Below are 17,726 nucleotides of genomic sequence, written 5' to 3' on the forward strand. Positions count from 1 at the left end.
GGAGGCTGTTTCTGGAGTAGAAGATGCTACTTCTGAGGCAGTCTCTTTTTCGTTTATAGTGATGATAAAGCCCTTGTCATATCGACAAGGGCTCATTATTTTTATAAGATTAATACGAACGCGGACGGGACATTGCGTAAGGCAACGCCGATTCGTCGTAGCTAACAGTTGGAGCCGTTTCAGTCATATTGAAGCGCAATTCGCCTCCATTTTTCACTAGCTCATGGCTTAGGTATAGGTTGGAAACGACTTCACCATTCATCTCAACTCCTGAGACATATTTGGCAGCATCCGAATGGTTGTCTGCATGAATGACAAGCTGCTTGCCGTTCTCTAAGTTCACGGTCATCTTCTTAAACAAAGGTATACCGATGACATATTCAGGAACGCCAGGGCTGAGTGGATACAAGCCCATTGCTCCAAATACATACCAGCCTGTTAAGCTGCCGTTGTCTTCATCCCCAGGAAGACCGTCTGGACGAGAGCTGAACAATTCATCCATCGTTTTGCGAACCCAGTATTGCGTTAGGGCAGGGTAGCCCAGTGCAGTATAAATGTAAGGAATATGGAAGCTCGGCTGATTGCTAATGGCGAATTGACCGAAATCTACAGCCGCCATTTCCGACATTTCATGAATTTCGAAGCCGTATGAGCCGACTTTGAACTCAGGAGCTGCTGCAAATAGCTCGTCTAGACGCTGTTTGAAGCTCTCACGTCCACCGATAATATCGGATAGGCCGAGCAAATCATGCTGAACCGCCCAAGAACTTTGCCATGGACCGCCTTCACAATACGCACCGCCCCATTCTGTGGCATCGAAATGCGGCAGCCAACTGCCATCTTGCAAGCGTCCGCGCATAAAGCCAACCGATGGATCGTACAGCTTCTTATAGTTGTCTGCACGCTCCATAAGCTGCGCGTATTCTTCGTCGCGGCCAAGATATTTCGCGATTTGCGCAATACAGAAGTCACCGTACGCATAGTCCAATGTGCTGCACACACTTTCATGGGTATGAACGTCTGCCGGAAGATAGCCGTATTTCACATACTCCGCTGTGCCTTTGCGGCCGAAGCGATTATCTGCAGCAGCAGTCATGGCATGTTTCAGCAAGCCATCAAAGGCTTTTTCAACATCAAAGCCAGTGACTCCTTTCGCAACGGAATCTGCAAAGCTTACGTCGATTAATGTGCCAGGCATCATGCTGCGTTCGCCCGGGGAAGACCATTTTGGCATCCAACCGCCTTCTTTGTAAGCGTTTACCCAGCCCTGCATCATTTCGTTCATAAAGGAAGGGTAGAGCAAGTTGTACAACGGGAATGATGTGCGATAGGTATCCCAGAAGCCGATATCAGCAAACATGGGGCCTGTTTCGATCATGCCATTGTATGGGCTGTAATGTATTTGATTACCGTGTGCATCATATTCGTGCATTGTATGTGGATACAAGGATGTTCGATACAAGCAAGTATAGAATGTATCCAGCTTATCTTGATCATCGCTTTCCACTTCAATGACACCTAACTGCTTTTCCCAAGCTTCCGTTGCCAATGCGCGAACTTCGTCGAAGCTGCGGTCACCGATTTCACGCTCTAAGTTGATTACGGCTTGCTCCTCGCTAATGAAAGAGGTGCTGACACGAACTTCGACGATGCGATTGTCTGGCAATTGCAATCCAATATATGCACCAACGCGTTCGCCTGTCATTGTAAGAGCTGCTACTGGTTTGTTATCTTGGTCAGACAATCCGCTCTCATCTGCAACAATAGGGCAACTGAATGATGCCACGAAGTACATACGATAGTTCTCTGGCGTCCCGCCTGCTTTAGCCGTTGTATAGCCTGTCAACATGCGTTTCTCCACATCGATCGACATGTTGGATTCACCTGGGAATGGGGACACGATAAGGCGTGCCTGTTCCGCTTGGCCGAAAGTAACACGCATACTGGAACAGCGAGTTGTCGGCGTCAATTCCAACGTCGTTTGATAGCGAAGAAGATGAACGTTGAAGTAGTCTGGCTTGACGATCATATCTTGTTTACGAAACGAAGAAGAGCGTTCAGGTGCCCATACTTTTAGAGGCCCTGTTTGCGGCATAAATGCCATATGACCGTAATCACCAATCCATGGGCTAGGTTGATGGGTAAGGCGAATGCCTTCCAAACGATTGTGATTCGGGCTAAACCACCAGCCACCACCAGCTTCTGTCGTTTGCGGTGCCCATGCATTCATACCGAAAGGCATGGAGGTTAAAGGCAATGTATTGCCGTTAGAATAGGGATAAATGGAATCGGTACCTTGCAAAGGATTAACATGTTTAAGTAAACTCATTTTATAGTCGCTCCCTTTTGTTGGATGTTATAATTAAGCAATGATGTTTGTCATTGCATCGAAATTTTCCTAATGCAACGAAAGTACTACTATAATTGTAGAGAGAATTAGGTGGTTTCACCTATCAAATTTTTATTATTTCTATCATTTTTGATGATAAAATGAAATGGAAAGCAATCATTGACAACTTAGATCCGGAAAAGAGTGATATCGTTTGATCCCGCACAATTTACATGGCGACGAAGAAATTCACGGAGATTTCCCTTTTACTCTCAAAATTCATCATTTAACCAAGCCAGTGCCTGCTCATGTCCATCATTTTATAGAGTTTACTTATACGTTTAAGGGCAAAGGAAAAGAAATGATCAATGGCATTGAGAAGGAATTAATACCGGGTACCTTTACACTACTGTTTCCTCATCAAGTACATGAGATCGAAATCGAGCCAGGTGAGGAATTATTTCTTTATGTAGGAGCTATTGGATTAAAAGCATTTTTCGGAGAAGGGGATTCATTCTTGACCTTGCACAGTTTGCTTAAGCAGGCGGAAAATGATGAGAACACGACCTATAAATTAAATGAATCGACGGGCAATCAGGTACTGGCCTTACTTCAAGAAATGCATGAAGAGGTGCTGGATACGAAGCCGTGGAACCGAATGATGTTTTTGGCTAAGTTAATGCAGTTGTTTATTATATTTGATCGCTTCCGCCAGACGCAGGCGGGCTTAAGACAGAAGTTGGCGCACGAGCTGACGCATCGCAAAGGAATGTGGGAAGTTATACACTATGTGTATCAAAACTTTAAAGAAGACATAACGTTAGAGATGCTTGCCAAAAAGTTTAATTACAGTGTCTCTTATATTAGTATTTCCTTTAAGCAGATGGTCGGGGAAAATTATTATTCCTTCTTAGAGCGAATTCGTGTTGCTCACGCTTGTAATCTATTAATAGGAACCGATATGAAAATAACGGAAGTTGGTTACGAAGCAGGCTTTAAGTCTTATCCGACGTTTATTCGTGTGTTTCAAACGAGAATGGATATGACACCGACAGCTTATCGCAAGAGCAAAAATATTCACTTGAACTAAGCGTATGAAGTGTGTAATGAGCTGCACCTAAGCAGCGTGTGTTACTAGTCAACAATAGTACAAAGCCGATTATCTATCTGATAATCGGCTTTTATTATGAATAAATGATCATTAATGAGATAAGCTGCGTCCACCGTTCATTATGGTTAGATCGTTTAAAGTAGCCCTTTTTAGCTATTGGAATATACTAATTATTAGTCAATAATACATATGTAAGGAAAAGACAAGTAATCTGTGAATCTTACATGATCAGCAATAAAACTTGTCGATTGGTTGTTGAATTGGAGGTGAAACGAATCAAGTAGCGAGTATTGGTATAAAGAGAGAGGAGGTGTACATGATATAGGGTCCATCAGGTAAATTTCCATATCATATTGAACTAGAGGAGGATTATATGAACATCACTAAATATAGAACGATATCTTTTCTATTTATTTGTTGGTTATTGTTTACTGCGGGTTGTACTTCAATGAATGCTGATAAGAACATCAATAAAAATGCGAAAAAAGTAACTGTCATTCATCATCTGTCGGCTAATACACTAGATCCTCATAATAGCTGGGCGGCTTTGCGTGCTGGAGCAGTTGAAACACTCGTGAAGCTGGATAGTGAACTGAAGCCAAGCCCATGGCTAGCTGCGGAATGGAAAGCTCAAGACAAGCTTACCTGGATATTTACGATTCGGGAAAATATCAACTTCCATGACGGCTCGAATATGGATGCAGCAGCAGTGAAATCTTCGCTAGAGCGTGCTTTGAAAGCCAATCAATCACTGTCAAGAGCGCTTAACATATCTTCCATGGAGGCTCAAGGACAGCAGCTTACTATTGTAACCGCTGAGCCTAATCCAGCACTTCCTTCCGAATTAGTCAATCCATATACCTCAATTATTAGTACAGCAGCGGAAAATAAAGTAGGGACTAGTGCTTTCAACCATGCTCCTATTGGAACGGGACCTTTCCGAGTTACTTCATTTGCACCTGATCGGGAAATAAAATTAGTTCGTAACGAGAATTATTGGGATACGCCAGCCATTCTGGATGAAGTCTCCTACCAATTCAATGAAGATGCGAATGTGAGAATGATGGCACTCCAAACCAAGGAGGTAGACATTGCCTACCAATTGCCTGCTGAATCATTGGCCGTGTTGGAACAAGATAATCAATTCCATGTGAAGTCGATTCCAGGGCTTCGTGTTCATTATCTTATTTATAACGCCAATCGTCCTCATATGAAGGATATTCAGGTACGAAAAGCGCTTGATTTGCTTATCAATCGTCAAACCATTACGCAAGATTTAATGCTAGGCCATGCACAACCAGCGAATGGACCTTTCCCGACCATATTGCCATTCGGGAGTGATGATAAGATCACTGCATTGAACTCACTCCATGCATCAGAGCTTTTGGATAAAGCGGGGTATCAACGGAATGCAGATGGCAAACTGGAGAAGGACGGCAGCCCACTGAAACTCCAACTCATAACGTATAAAACTCGGCCAGAACTACCTCTTATCGCTCAATTAATCCAATCTGAAGCAGCCAAGCTAGGCATCGAAATCGAGATTAAGTTAGTAGAGAACGTCGATGCACATTTGCGTGAAAGTGACCAATGGGATCTGGTTACCTATAGCAATCTATCTGCCCCCCGTGGAGATGGTGGTTATTTCCTTAACGCTGCTTATCAAAAGGGAGGAGCCTTGAATCCGGGAAATGTTGAAGTCAGCAAGCTGACACCTACATTGGAACAGCTCAATTCAACAGAAAGTATACCTACTCGCATACAGCTGTCTAAGGAAGCAGTTTCTCTTATCCAGAAGGAAGTTCCACATTCCTACCTTGTATATCCGAATAATGTAATCGGTGTAAATAATCGTGTTCTTAACTGGACACCTGGTGCAGAGGAGTATTATATCATTACGAACAAAATAGATGTGAACTAACATGCTGACGATAATCAAAGAAAGACTCATGCAGCTAGGGATTGTATTGTTTTTACTCTCATTATTAACATTTACATTAATGAAGTTAGCCCCCGGAGACCCTGTATTCATCATATTAAAAGCAGATGAAGTGGCTGCCACAACAGCAGATGAAGAAGCGCTAAGACAGGAGCTTGGTCTTCATCAGCCTCTGTTCATTCAATACACAGATTGGCTGTATCGGCTTGTACAGCTCGATTTTGGCACTTCTCTTATTAATGGCAAGCCAGTTTGGGAAAATATGACAGAACGCTTACCGGTTACTTTGGAACTTGCAGCAGGTAGTTTGTTCGTTATGCTCGTTATTTCGATTCCACTTGGCATGTTGGCCGCGAAATACGAAGGGAAGTGGCTTGATCATGTAAGCGGCATCCTAGCTTTACTAGGTGCTTCGATACCTGCCTTTTGGCTCGGGCTTATGCTGATCTATGGCTTTTCTTATCGACTGGGGTGGCTGCCAACGATGGGCATGGGTTCTGCTGCACATCTTATTCTGCCTAGCATTACACTTGGTTCTGGCTTGGCTGCCATATATGCGCGCTTGTTAAGAGCTGGTTTGTTAGAGGTGCTGGCACAGGAATACATTCGAACTGCCCGTGCGCGTGGTGTGGGGGAATGGCGGATCATGTATAAGCATGCACTTCGTGCGGCGCTAATTCCTGTAATGACTGTGTTTGGCTCGAGTGCTGGCAGCATACTGGCAGGCTCGGTCATCATCGAGACATTATTTTCTTGGCCGGGCTTAGGTGAGATGGTCATCGATGCGATATTTAATCGAGACTACCCCGTCATACAAGCGTATGTTATGATTTCCGGTTGTTTGATTGTTATGGTCAATTTACTGATCGATCTATGCTACACGTGGATAGATCCACGTATCCGTTATAGGAAAGGGGAGATGATGTGAGTTCTACGCGCATCATGACGAATGTTGATGTTGCTGAACAACATAGAATTGCTTCCTACTGGAAGCCCATATTGCAAGTTCCTCAACTGATGATTGGAATCGCTATACTTGTTACGTTCATCCTGATCGTACTGGTTGGTCCTTCTTTCGTTGCTAATGACCCGCTGCACATCCAAATGTCAGAACGGCTGCAACCAGCTAGCTGGAACTATCCGTTGGGAACGGATCATCTAGGAAGATGCATATTCTCTCGTTTGGTGGTGGGGGCGAAGCTGACATTAGGTGTAGCAGGAATCGTCATTATAGCAACCATAATCATCGGGGTACCGCTAGGTTTGCTGTGTGGTTACACAGGAGGGCGGCTTGATTCGTTCATCATGAGAGTTGTCGATGGTATTGGGGCATTGCCTGAAATTATAGTAGCCATTGCTGTTTCAGGATTTTTGGGTCCGAGTTTAACCAATTTGCTTATTGCGATCATTGCAGTCAAATGGATTGAGTACGTAAGATTGGTGCGCAGTATTGTATTAATGGAGAGAGAGAAGGAGTATATGGAAGCTGCGCGTGCAGCAGGATTTGGTACATGGCATATAATCAGCAGGCAACTGCTGCCGCACATTATATCTCCAGTTGTTATTCTTGCTTCACTAGATATAGGGAAGATTATTCTTATCATCTCGTCGCTATCTTATTTAGGCTTAGGGGCTCAACCGCCAGCACCTGAATGGGGAGCTATGCTGAACGATGGAAGGCCATACTTTCAAACGATCCCAGAATTGATGATCTACCCTGGGCTATGCATCATACTCGTGGTGATGTCTTGCAATTTGATTGGGGATGGTCTGCGCCAGCTCCTAAACATAAGGTACAAAAGAGCATAACTCCTAATAGTGAAACACTCTATTCGTTTAGTAGGATTAGGGGGGATTGACCTGTTCCTAATACCTAATAGGGCAGAGGACGCAGCGGCTCTGTGTCCTTCTGCCATTTTTCCTTCTATATCCAGCGTAATCATTTACTCCTCATAATGTAGCAGCACTTCAAACATTTCAAACACTTCTGATTCCAACCTTTCAGTTTAAACCTGCATCTTGCGTGCAAATGATGTACGTTTTCGTGTTCTGATAAATCAGTGATTAGAACGGAGGTTCATAGGTATGAAAGACAAATATCATTATTTGCTTTCTTTAAAATTGCTTGAGTTTGAAATTAGGGAACTGACTGCTTTTTCTAAGCAGTATGGTGATTGTTTTGAATTGTTAAAGGATCGATTGGATTACTTGTGTCAATTCATGATCAATCATGATAACTTGGAACGGTGGAGCCAATGGGGAAATCATATAGAAATAGTGGAATATGCGGAAAAAGTGAGAGAAGCGTCCATACAGGCGCTGTGTGATATGGAAAAATATCAAGCGCAGCATACATGCGAACGCGCATCGGACATTAGTGATTATTTAGATATATTAGCGGGCGCTGTAAATGAGGAAATGAAAAATCATAACATAGACAGTAATTCCAAGGTACTATTTATCGGCTCAGGTGCTTTTCCGACTACTGCCTTAACGATTGCAAGAGAAACAAGTGCACAGGTTGTCTGCTTGGATATTGATCCTGAAGCGATTGAGTGGTCAGAGCAAGTAGCAGCAGCTTCAGGTTTATCAGGTCACATCAGCTTTACGAATAAGAAGGTTCAAGAGCTCCCGTTCACGATAGAAGCAACGCATATTATTATCGCATCACTTGTTAAGAACAAGCTGGAGGTGCTGGAAGAGCTTCGTCAACATATGAATCCCTTCGCTAAAGTTATTGTCCGCTATGGCAATGGGCTCAAGTCCATATTTAATTACCCGCTTGAAGAAGATGTGGCTCATGATTGGGTGCATCATAAAATGGATGATAAACAAAACTTGTACGATACTTTAGTATTGGAGAAGCGATAATATGACCAAACAAGCGACCATTTATAATCAGGGTGCAGCTGAGGAACAGGAGCTTCGTCCGAGTCCATTTGGCAATACGCTGCTTATCGGTGCTGGTCCAGCTGCTATCCATGTAGCCGTACAATTATCTCGCGGCTGGTCGGATAAGCTTGGTATACTGAATCGAGAAGGACCGCATGCTGTACGATTCAATGATGAGCTATTTCAATCCAATCATATGATTACTTCGCGGTTGCAGGGCGAACGGCTGCAGCATTTAACGGGAAGTGTTCAACTGCATCATTTTTATACAGGTTACAATGGCATCGAGGTTGAAGGAAACTGGGAAACCATCTTTCTTTGTACGCCATGCGATAGTTATCGTGAAGTCATCCGCAGCCTTAAGTTAGATCAAATGTCTACAGTACGTACGATTATTTTACTCTCGCCGAACTTTGGCTCGAATCTGCTTGTACATAGCGAGCTTCCTACCGATAGAAACATCGATGTCATAAGTTTGTCGACTTATTTTGCCGCAACGAAGTTCGATTCCACTTCCATCACAACCGTGTACACCAAAGCGATGAAGAAAAAAGTGTACGCAGGCTCTAGTCATTACAACAGCTCATCGATCAACCATTTACATCGTTTTATATCAAGCTTAGGTGTTGCTTGTGAAGTGGTGAACAATCCAATAGAAGCAGAAAGCCGCAGCATAACGATGTATGTTCATCCCCCGTTGTTTATCAATGAATTTTCATTAGAACAAATACTTAATCCTTTCCCATCAACGAAGTATATGTATAAGCTGTATCCAGAAGGACCAATTTCACCCCAGGTGATTCACATTATGGCACAATTGTGGCGCGAAATATCCAGATTTCTAAGCAGCTGCAGGTCAGAGCCCATTAACTTGCTGCAATTTATGAATGATGATAATTATCCAGTTCATGAGGAGAGCCTGTCTCGCTATGAAATTGAACATTTTGTAGAGCTGGATCCGACTTATCAAGAGTATTTGCTGTATATCCGCTATGCCTCACTTCTCATCGATCCATTTTCATCGGCGGACGAACAGGGAAAATATTTTGACTTCTCTGCGGTACCCTACAAAACAGTCTATCAAGATGAAGCGGGACGGTGGATGATTCCACGAATTCCTTTAGAGGACTATAAGCGATTAAAAGTGATTTATGGTTTGGCGGAGCTGATGAAGGTGGAAATGCCGCAGGCAGGGCAATTGATTCAACTGTTCGAGCGGCGCTTGGAGCAGTTTATTATCGAAAAGGGAATGAGTGCCATCCATTCTGAGATGTGTAACGATACGACAAGCGAAGAAATAGAAGCCATTTACACGGAATGGAGGCGCATAACATGAAGAATGGGGTCTATTTAGCCATATTAGCGTCGCTTGTATTTAGCATTATGAATGCACTTGTAAAGGCGGTTAGTTTTACGATTCCACCAACGGAAGTGGCATTTTTTCGCAGCATAATCGGAACGATACTTATTTTTGCGTTAATGAAACGCAGCAGTGTTTCATTTTCTACAACAGGCATTCCGATGCTGCTAACACGTGGTGTACTGGGGGCGTTGTACTTAATTACTTACTTTTATGCGATCTCGAAAATATCATTAACGGATGCTACAATACTCGCTCATATGTCACCCATTTTTGTGTTTATTTTAGCGTTCTTTTTCCTCAAAGAAAAGTTATCACGTCAAATGCTCTTTATTATGCCGATCGCGTTCCTTGGAGCCATACTGTTAGTAAATCCATTCGAATTTTCTACGTATTCGATTTATGCACTTGTAGGCGTATTGAGCGCTATTCTTGGCGCAGGTGCAGCTACCTCTATTCGCTACTTAAGTCAACGTCATCACGCTTATGAGATTGTGTTTTATTTCTTAGCAACAGCTACATTTGTATCCCTTCCTCTGATGTGGGATAGCTTTGTGATGCCAAATGCTGAAGAATGGGTCTATCTGATCGCAATAGGAGTCGTATCTTTAGTCGGGCAGGTGTTTTTGACGAAGGCTTTTACACACGAAAATGCCATTGTTGTAGAAGTCACCCGATATATTGGTATCGTGTTCAACGCATTATGGGGATTCCTGTTTTGGTTCGAAATACCTGATATGTACACGATTTTAGGAGGATGCTTAATCGTAGCGACCTGCATTATGATGTCTCGGAGCAAACAGAAGCTGACGATTCAAGGATCAACGGCAATAGGGTCACAGAGTAGTTCCATCGCTGCTCAAAAATAAATAAAAAGTAAGGATGAAATCCTACTTTTCGTCGTTGTAATAAACGGCCTTAGTCCTGAATTTTATCATTGGACGAAGGCCGTTTATTTTGCTTGCAATATCTCATTCGAGTTGTGCTGACTTTGGTAAAATGATGAATTATTAGTCTATTACATGTTCTTTATACGGTATTTAAACGAAACCTTTTCTTATACGCTTCAAAGTCCCATCTCTTAAGAAACTGCTGTGCAGCAATTTTGCCTTCCTCGTACAAATAAGCCCGATCTTCTTCACTTATATCGAAGTCCGTAGGTGTAATATGACCTGTACGAATAAACATCGTGCGGCTTTCCCCATGTATGTCCACATGCCTCTGATCATGAGCTTGCAGCATCGTTTTGAACATTGCGCTAAACAATGAAAATGGTCCTTCTATCGGATGGTGTGGAGCAAATATTTTTTTCTCTGAAAGCCGAAAGCCAAAGGTTGGACAAACAGGTGTGTCTTCTACATCAAAGATCCAGATAGGAAAATTACTGAGCAGCGCCCCATCAACAATGTAATAAGGCTTTATATTAGTAGGGGTTTGCCAGCGATACGGTCGAAAGAAAAAGGGTATGGTCGTGCTCATACGCACAGCGGTTGCAATGGGAAAATCGGAAGGTGAGATGCCATACTTAGCAAGATCATCAGGAAATACGATAATGTTGCCGCTGCTAACATCAGAAGCGATAATTTTCAGCTTGCCTTGGGGCAGATCGGTAAAGGTATGGATATTTTTCTGAAGCAACCAAGTTGTCATATACTGTTCCAACACCGTATTGCGGTAAATACCAGAATAGAGGAGCATCGGGATAGCTTGTCCTACAAGGGGAACGTGGTGCAGCCAATTGTGACCAAGTAAGCTCATATAATCTAATCCATACATAAGCTCCTTTAACTCGTTAGAAGTATAGCCACTTGCTAATAATGCAGCGAAGATCGACCCGGCTGATGTCCCGGCGATATGCCGCCACTTGTAGCCGGCTGCTTCTATTTGCTCAATAGCACCGATAAAGGCGATTCCTCGTACTCCGCCTCCCTCGAACACAGCATCTACTTGCATCACGACCCACCTCCAATAGGTTAGACAACATGATTATAACTATAGATTAATTGGATATAAGTAGATTATTTTCCTGCTAATGATCAAAAAAGAGTGCTAACCTAGTAAATTATCTTTTATACAAAAGGTTAGTGTCGTTAAGTAATTCGTCGTACTTTGATCCTATATTTGTAAGTCCAAGTGATCGGATTGAGCAAAAGTTTACAATACCTTATGCAGAAATAAGTAGAACGGGATAGAAATTTGGTGAGTTAGAACTACGTTAAATTAACATTGGATGTAATATAATGACAAGCGTGAACGGTAAACGATGTAGACGAGGAGGCCAACTAGCACAGGTTCATATGTGAAGTGATAGGGGATACATAGCCTAGCAGCCTATCAGAAAAAAACCATACTTGTAGGAGGTAAGATTACGTTATGAAGCAACAAAGTACGTTGAAAAGCTTGTTCTCAGGAGTATCGCCGTTATTGGTCGTACTCGGTACGTTTATTTTGTTAGGTGTAGGTTCTTTAGCTGCAGCTGACAAAGCATCGGCGCATGGTTACATGGAGTCACCTTCCAGCCGTGCTTTACTATGTAAACAAGGAACAAACACGAAGTGTGGTGCAATTCAATATGAACCACAAAGCGTGGAAGCGATCGGTAACTTTCCAGCTGCTGGTCCAAAAGACGGCGAAATCACGGGTGGAGGCATCTTCCCAGAATTGTATGAGCAAACAGCTGATCGTTGGCAGAAGCAAACGCTGAACAGCGGCAAGCAAACATTCACATGGCATTTGACAGCTCCGCATGCTACGAAAGAGTGGAAATATTACATCACGAAAAAAGATTGGAACCCAAACAAGCCGTTGACTCGTGCTGATTTGGAGCAATTCTGCTACTATTATGATGGTGGCAAAAAACCTTCTAAAACGACATCTCATGAATGTGAAGTACCAAGCGACCGCAGTGGTTATCATTTGATTCTCGGTGTTTGGGAAATCGCAGATACTCCGAATGCTTTCTACCAAGTTATCGACGTTAATCTTGTAAACGATGGCACTGCACCAGTTGAGCCGATTACAGCTCCCAAAAATGTTGTTGCAAAAGCTATTTCCGCAACTAGCGTTGAAATCAACTGGACTGCTTCTGCAAAAGCAGCAGCTTACGAAGTATACCGCAATGGAACATTAGTTAACACAGTTAACCAAACGACATTTACTGACAATGGTTTGACTGCTAGTACGGCTTACAGCTATACGGTACGCGCGGTTGATGCAGCAGGTAAAAAGTCTCCATTATCCAGCGCAGTATCCGTTACAACACTTCCAAGTGATAACGGCAACCCTGGAAACCCAAACCCAGGAACACCTGGTAACGGCACACTTCCTGCTTGGGATGCAGCGAAAGTATATGTAGGCGGAGATAAAGTTCAATACAATGGCTTGGAGTATCAAGCTGCTTATTGGACACAAGGCAACACACCTGATAACTCTGATGCATGGAAATTGATTAGCAATGTAACACTTGAGTGGAACGCTAAGAAAGCTTATGTTGGTGGTGCAAAAGTAACATTTAACGGTGTTACTTACCAAGCGGCTTGGTGGACACAAGGGGAAGAGCCTGGTAAAGCTGGCGTCTGGAAAGTCGTTACATCCGGAACTGGTCACAGTCACCACGCTCATTAAGGAAGAACGTTAAATTCGATCCAAGAACCTTCAATGCCATGATTGGCGCTGAAGGTTCTTTTTTCGTTTATAGTCGCGGGAAAAATCGTAGCATTTATAGTAATTTCGTTCAGCTGCTAGTTAACGCTAACAGCTTTTTTTTAGTTGACATTAAGAAATGAAATGGATATTATAGCCTTAATTAATCGTAATTATTACGAATAATAAATGGTTGCTACGAAAGGAAGCAGCCATTGTAGAGGGTAGGCAAGTATTTTATAAAATGAACAAGCATAAGGAGGATTCCATGAATAGTAGCAAACATAAAGCAACAATATTGATAGTCCTTTGTTGGATGCTTTTCGTTACGGGATGCAGCACGGGAGGGTCTACTGATAGTGCGAAAGAGAAAACGAAGAAGGTAACGATGATTTATCATCTTTCGGTCAATACGTTAGACCCACATAACAGTTGGGCGCCATTGCGAGCAGGAGCAGTAGAGACGCTCGTAAAGCTCGACAGCGAGATGAAGCCGAGCCCATGGCTAGCCAAGGAATGGAAATCAATCGACCCGCACACATGGGTGTTTGTACTTCGAGACAAGGTAACCTTTCATGACGGGGTGAAGATGGACGCGGCAGCAGTTAAGTCCTCACTTGAACGTTCGTTGAAGTCGAATCAGTCCCTTTCAAGGGCATTAAAAATAGCTTCTATGGAGGCGAAGGGGCAGGAGCTCACCATTGTAACATCCGAGCCTAATCCGGCATTGCCTTCTGAACTTATCAATCCGTACACCTCGATTGTTAGTACTGCTGCCGAAGCTAAAATCGGTACGATGTCATTCAATGATAAGCCTATAGGGACGGGGGCATTTAAGGTAGCTTCATTCGCACCTAACCGTGAGGCGAACCTAGTTCGTTACGAAGGCTATTGGGATACACCTGCGATGTTGGATGAAGTATCATTTCAATTTAATGAGGATGCAAATGTGAGAATGATGGCCCTTCAGTCGAATGAGGCGGACATCGCCTATCAGCTGCCTGCTGAATCGATAGCAGCATTGGAGCGCGATAACAAGTTAACAGTGGAGTCGGTTACAGGCCTTCGTGTTCACTATCTGATTTATAATGCTAGACGGCCGCACTTGCAGGATATACGCGTAAGAAAGGCATTTGATTTGCTCGTTGATCGAAAAACGGTGGTAGAAGGAATTATGTTCGGACATGGACAGCCAGCCAACGGACCATTTCCAAAGACATTGCCTTTTGGAAATGATGGCGAGATCCCTGCATTTAACTCTGTCAAAGCATTGGAACTTCTAGAAGAAGCAGGATATAAGTCGAACTCGAACGGCAAACTTGAGAAGAATGGCGTGCCATTGAGCATTCAACTCATTACGTATAAGACTCGTCCAGAGCTTACGCTGATCGCTCAATTGTTCCAGTCAGAGGCAGCGAAGATAGGGGTTCAAGTAGAGATTAAGATCGTAGAGAATATTGATGCGCATTTGCGAGAAAATGATCAGTGGGATATGGTCACCTATAGTAGTTTATCTGCTCCTCGAGGAGATGGTGGATACTTCCTTAATGCTGCTTATCAGCAAGGCGGTGCCCTGAATCCAGGCAATATTGAAGTGAATCATGTAGCACCTGTACTTAAGCAGCTTAATGCAAGTGAGGATCAAGAGGCTCGAATGAAGCTGTCAAAAGAAGTAGTCTCTGTTGTTCAAGATGAAGTGCCACATTCATACGTTGTATACCCAAACATCTTAGTTGGCGTGAATAAACGTGTTCTTAATTGGGCGCCTGGAGCGGAGGAGTACTATATCATTACGAACAAAATGGATGTGAAATAGCATGCTGAACATCGTTAAAGAACGGCTGTTGCAGCTGGGAATTGTTTTATTTTTTCTATCGTTATTTACATTCACCTTAATGAAATTAGCTCCTGGCGATCCTGTGTTTACTATTTTGCGTGCGGACGAAGTGGCTGCTACATCAGCAGATGAAGAGGCGCTTAGAAAAGAGCTAGGGCTTGATCAGCCAGTATACATTCAATATTTACGCTGGATGTACAGCATCATGCAATTCGACTTTGGGAACTCACTCATAAATGGCAAGCCTGTCGTGCAAGACATTTTAGAACGATTACCAGCTACTTTGGAGCTTGCCGCAGGCAGTTTAACTGTCATGCTGGTCATCTCGATACCTCTAGGAATCGTAGCAGCGAAATATGAAGGGAAATGGATCGATCATGTTAGCAATGTGCTCGCATTACTAGGTGCATCGATACCTGCTTTCTGGTTGGGACTTATGCTTATCTACGGTTTTTCTTATAAGCTTGGCTGGTTGCCAACTATGGGAATGGGTTCTGCTGTGCATCTCATTTTACCTAGTATTACACTAGGGTTTGGTTTGGCTGCCATATATGCACGTATGCTGCGAGCGGGATTGTTAGAGGTGCTTGCGCAGGATTACATACGTACTGCACGTGCGCGAGGTATAGGGGAATGGCGAATCATGTACAAACATGCGCTTCGTGCCGCGCTAATACCTATTATGACGGTATTTGGTTCGAGTGCTGGAAGCATTTTGGCAGGTTCCGTCATTATTGAAACGCTGTTTTCTTGGCCGGGCCTAGGGGATATGGCTATCGAAGCGATCTTTAAGCGCGATTACCCTGTCATTCAGGCATACGTCATGATTTCTGGAACGATGATTGTGATGGTTAATCTGCTTATCGATATAAGTTATACATGGATAGATCCTCGAGTTCGCTATGTGAAGGAGAGGATAATATGAAACCCAATTACAACGCGATGTCCAGCGCTGCGCTCATGCATCAACGAAGCAGTACTTCTAAGTGGAAAACGCTGCTTCGTTATCCACTTATGTTGGTTGGCTCTGTACTTTTTCTGGCGCTAATCTTGTTTGTTGCTGCAGGACCTTATCTGGTCCCTAATGATCCTTTGCTCATCCAAATGTCGGAACGTCTCCGGCCTGCCAGTTGGGAATATCCGCTTGGCACCGATCATCTGGGGCGATGCATTTTCTCACGTTTGGCATCAGGAGCGCAAATGACGCTGAGCTTAGCAGGTATCGTGATTACAGCAACTATTTTCATAGGCGTACCGATAGGACTGCTAACTGGCTACGTAGGAGGACGTCTTGATACTTTCATCATGAGAGTTGTCGATGGTGTAGGTGCATTGCCTGAAATCATTGTAGCGATTGCAGTTTCAGGATTTCTAGGTCCGAGCATTACGAATCTATTAATAGCTATCATTGCAGTCAAATGGATTGAGTATGTACGGCTTGTACGAAGCATTATCCTGTTGGAGCGTGAGAAGGAATATATGGAGGCAGCACGTGCAGCAGGCTTTGGTACATGGCATATGATTCGAAGGCAATTGCTTCCGCATATTGTATCTCCGGTCATCGTTCTTGCTTCGTTGGATATCGGCAAGATTATTTTGATTGTCTCCTCGCTCTCTTACTTAGGATTAGGCGCACAACCGCCAACACCTGAGTGGGGGGCCATGTTGAATGATGGAAGACCCTACTTTCAGACGATTCCACAACTGATGATTTACCCAGGCTTATGTATCATGATCGTGGTTATGTCATGCAATTTGATTGGAGACGGACTTCGTCAACTTCTTGACGTTAGGAATAAATAGAACTTTTATGAATGGAGGAGCTGTCTATGAAAGACAAATATCATTATCTGCTCTCCTTAAAATTACTGGAATTTGAAATTAGAGAATTGACTACGTATTCGAAGCAGCATTGTGATTGTTTTGAATTGCTGAAAGAGCGATTGGATTATTTGTGCCAATTTATGATCAATGATGATAATTTGCAACGGTGGAGCCAATGGGGCGAACATGCTGAAATAGCGGAGTATGCAGAAAAAGTGAGAGAAGCCTCCATTCAAGCGTTGTGCGATATGGAAAAATATCAAGCTAAATATACTTGTGAGCATCATTCGGATATCAGTGATTATTTAGATATACTGGCACGTGCCGTAAATAAAGAAATGGAGAAGCATCACATTGATAGCAGCTCCAAGGTATTGTTTATCGGATCTGGTGCTTTTCCGACTTCTGCCTTAACGATTGCGAGAGAAACGAGAGCACAGGTCGTTTGTTTGGATATTGATCCTGAAGCTATTGAATGGGCCCAGCAAGTTGCTGCTGCCTCAGGCTTGGGTAATTGCATCAGCTTTACGAATAAAACAGCTCAAGAGCTGTCTTACACGGGAGAAGCAACGCATATTATTATTGCCTCGTTAGTCAAAAACAAGCTGGAAGTGCTTGAGGAGCTCCGTCAGCATATGAATCCACAGGCTAAAATTGTTGTACGCTACGGAAATGGCCTTAAATCTATCTTTAATTATCCGTTAGAAGCGGATGTAGCTGATAAATGGGCGCAGCGTAAAATCGATGACGAGCAGCATTTGTACGATACACTAGTATTGGAGAGGCTATAAT

At 43.3% G+C, this 17,726-nt stretch carries 14 protein-coding genes; 12 read left to right on the plus strand and 2 right to left on the minus strand.

What is annotated here, in order from left to right; genetic code table 11:
• Window positions 1–109: 109 nt before the first annotated feature.
• Entirely contained in the window at window positions 110–2,329 is a 2,220-nt protein-coding gene (locus H580_RS0104555; protein WP_028593733.1) for a GH92 family glycosyl hydrolase, read from the minus strand.
• 214 nt (window positions 2,330–2,543) lie between these two features.
• On the opposite strand from H580_RS0104555, the gene H580_RS0104560 reads away from it, so the two are divergent.
• The 7 genes from H580_RS0104560 to H580_RS23375 all read left to right on the plus strand — a co-directional run bounded on the left by H580_RS0104560 (window position 2,544) and on the right by H580_RS23375 (window position 10,500).
• Entirely contained in the window at window positions 2,544–3,419 is an 876-nt protein-coding gene (locus H580_RS0104560; protein ID WP_028593734.1) for a helix-turn-helix transcriptional regulator, read from the plus strand.
• A 394-nt stretch (window positions 3,420–3,813) separates the two neighbouring features.
• Window positions 3,814–5,361: a nickel ABC transporter substrate-binding protein gene (gene nikA / locus H580_RS0104565; RefSeq protein WP_084508936.1), complete on the plus strand. Its 1,548-nt coding sequence runs from the start codon at window positions 3,814–3,816 to the stop codon at window positions 5,359–5,361.
• Between the two features lies 1 nt (window position 5,362).
• Window positions 5,363–6,307 (plus strand): nickel ABC transporter permease, encoded by a 945-nt coding sequence (gene nikB, locus H580_RS0104570; protein WP_028593736.1) that lies wholly within the window; start codon window positions 5,363–5,365, stop codon window positions 6,305–6,307.
• Window positions 6,304–7,188, plus strand: a complete 885-nt coding sequence (nikC, locus tag H580_RS0104575; protein ID WP_245583489.1) for a nickel transporter permease — start codon at window positions 6,304–6,306, stop codon at window positions 7,186–7,188. The genes nikB (H580_RS0104570) and nikC (H580_RS0104575) overlap by 4 nt, the downstream gene beginning before the upstream one ends.
• A gap of 276 nt (window positions 7,189–7,464) precedes the next feature.
• Window positions 7,465–8,250 carry a nicotianamine synthase family protein gene (locus H580_RS0104580; protein ID WP_028593738.1) on the plus strand — a complete coding sequence of 262 codons (786 nt, stop codon included), beginning with the start codon at window positions 7,465–7,467 and terminating at the stop codon, window positions 8,248–8,250.
• A 1-nt stretch (window position 8,251) separates the two neighbouring features.
• The gene (locus H580_RS0104585; protein WP_051217241.1) at window positions 8,252–9,607 is read left to right on the plus strand and encodes an opine metallophore biosynthesis dehydrogenase; all 1,356 of its coding nucleotides are present in this window, start codon (window positions 8,252–8,254) and stop codon (window positions 9,605–9,607) included.
• The gene (locus H580_RS23375; RefSeq protein WP_051217242.1) at window positions 9,604–10,500 is read left to right on the plus strand and encodes a DMT family transporter; all 897 of its coding nucleotides are present in this window, start codon (window positions 9,604–9,606) and stop codon (window positions 10,498–10,500) included. Before H580_RS0104585 ends, H580_RS23375 begins: the two co-directional genes overlap by 4 nt.
• 160 nt (window positions 10,501–10,660) lie before the next feature.
• Here H580_RS23375 and H580_RS0104595 read toward each other — a convergent pair whose 3' ends face one another.
• The gene (locus H580_RS0104595; RefSeq protein WP_028593740.1) at window positions 10,661–11,584 is read right to left on the minus strand and encodes a patatin-like phospholipase family protein; all 924 of its coding nucleotides are present in this window, start codon (window positions 11,582–11,584) and stop codon (window positions 10,661–10,663) included.
• Window positions 11,585–12,004: 420 nt separating this feature from the next.
• Here H580_RS0104595 and H580_RS23380 point away from each other — a divergent pair, with 420 nt between their 5' ends.
• The 5 genes from H580_RS23380 to H580_RS0104620 all read left to right on the plus strand — a co-directional run bounded on the left by H580_RS23380 (window position 12,005) and on the right by H580_RS0104620 (window position 17,725).
• Entirely contained in the window at window positions 12,005–13,255 is a 1,251-nt protein-coding gene (locus H580_RS23380) for a lytic polysaccharide monooxygenase (RefSeq protein ID WP_051217243.1), read from the plus strand.
• Window positions 13,256–13,541: 286 nt separating this feature from the next.
• A complete protein-coding gene (nikA, locus tag H580_RS0104605; protein WP_028593741.1) occupies window positions 13,542–15,089 on the plus strand; it encodes a nickel ABC transporter substrate-binding protein in 1,548 nt (515 codons plus the stop codon).
• A gap of 1 nt (window position 15,090) precedes the next feature.
• Entirely contained in the window at window positions 15,091–16,035 is a 945-nt protein-coding gene (gene nikB, locus H580_RS0104610) for a nickel ABC transporter permease (protein WP_028593742.1), read from the plus strand.
• Entirely contained in the window at window positions 16,032–16,913 is an 882-nt protein-coding gene (gene nikC, locus H580_RS0104615) for a nickel transporter permease (RefSeq protein ID WP_245583490.1), read from the plus strand. Before nikB (H580_RS0104610) ends, nikC (H580_RS0104615) begins: the two co-directional genes overlap by 4 nt.
• Before the next feature lie 26 nt (window positions 16,914–16,939).
• A complete protein-coding gene (locus H580_RS0104620; RefSeq protein WP_028593744.1) occupies window positions 16,940–17,725 on the plus strand; it encodes a nicotianamine synthase family protein in 786 nt (261 codons plus the stop codon).
• The last annotated feature ends 1 nt before the right edge of the window (window position 17,726 follow it).

It is taken from the genome of Paenibacillus assamensis DSM 18201, assembly GCF_000422445.1.
Lineage (GTDB): Bacteria > Bacillota > Bacilli > Paenibacillales > Paenibacillaceae > Paenibacillus_B > Paenibacillus_B assamensis.

Bases quoted from the DNA above. Each gene is read 5' to 3' on its own strand.
- H580_RS0104595 (WP_028593740.1), bottom strand. From the start codon at position 11,584: ATGCAAGTAGATGCTGTGTTCGAGGGAGGCGGAGTACGAGGAATCGCC.
- H580_RS23375 (WP_051217242.1), top strand. From the start codon at position 9,604: ATGAAGAATGGGGTCTATTTAGCCATATTAGCGTCGCTTGTATTTAGC.
- nikB (WP_028593736.1), top strand. From the start codon at position 5,363: ATGCTGACGATAATCAAAGAAAGACTCATGCAGCTAGGGATTGTATTG.
- nikA (WP_028593741.1), top strand. From the start codon at position 13,542: ATGAATAGTAGCAAACATAAAGCAACAATATTGATAGTCCTTTGTTGG.
- H580_RS0104585 (WP_051217241.1), top strand. From the start codon at position 8,252: ATGACCAAACAAGCGACCATTTATAATCAGGGTGCAGCTGAGGAACAG.
- H580_RS23380 (WP_051217243.1), top strand. From the start codon at position 12,005: ATGAAGCAACAAAGTACGTTGAAAAGCTTGTTCTCAGGAGTATCGCCG.
- H580_RS0104580 (WP_028593738.1), top strand. From the start codon at position 7,465: ATGAAAGACAAATATCATTATTTGCTTTCTTTAAAATTGCTTGAGTTT.
- H580_RS0104555 (WP_028593733.1), bottom strand. From the start codon at position 2,329: ATGAGTTTACTTAAACATGTTAATCCTTTGCAAGGTACCGATTCCATT.
- nikC (WP_245583490.1), top strand. From the start codon at position 16,032: ATGAAACCCAATTACAACGCGATGTCCAGCGCTGCGCTCATGCATCAA.
- nikA (WP_084508936.1), top strand. From the start codon at position 3,814: ATGAACATCACTAAATATAGAACGATATCTTTTCTATTTATTTGTTGG.
- H580_RS0104620 (WP_028593744.1), top strand. From the start codon at position 16,940: ATGAAAGACAAATATCATTATCTGCTCTCCTTAAAATTACTGGAATTT.
- nikB (WP_028593742.1), top strand. From the start codon at position 15,091: ATGCTGAACATCGTTAAAGAACGGCTGTTGCAGCTGGGAATTGTTTTA.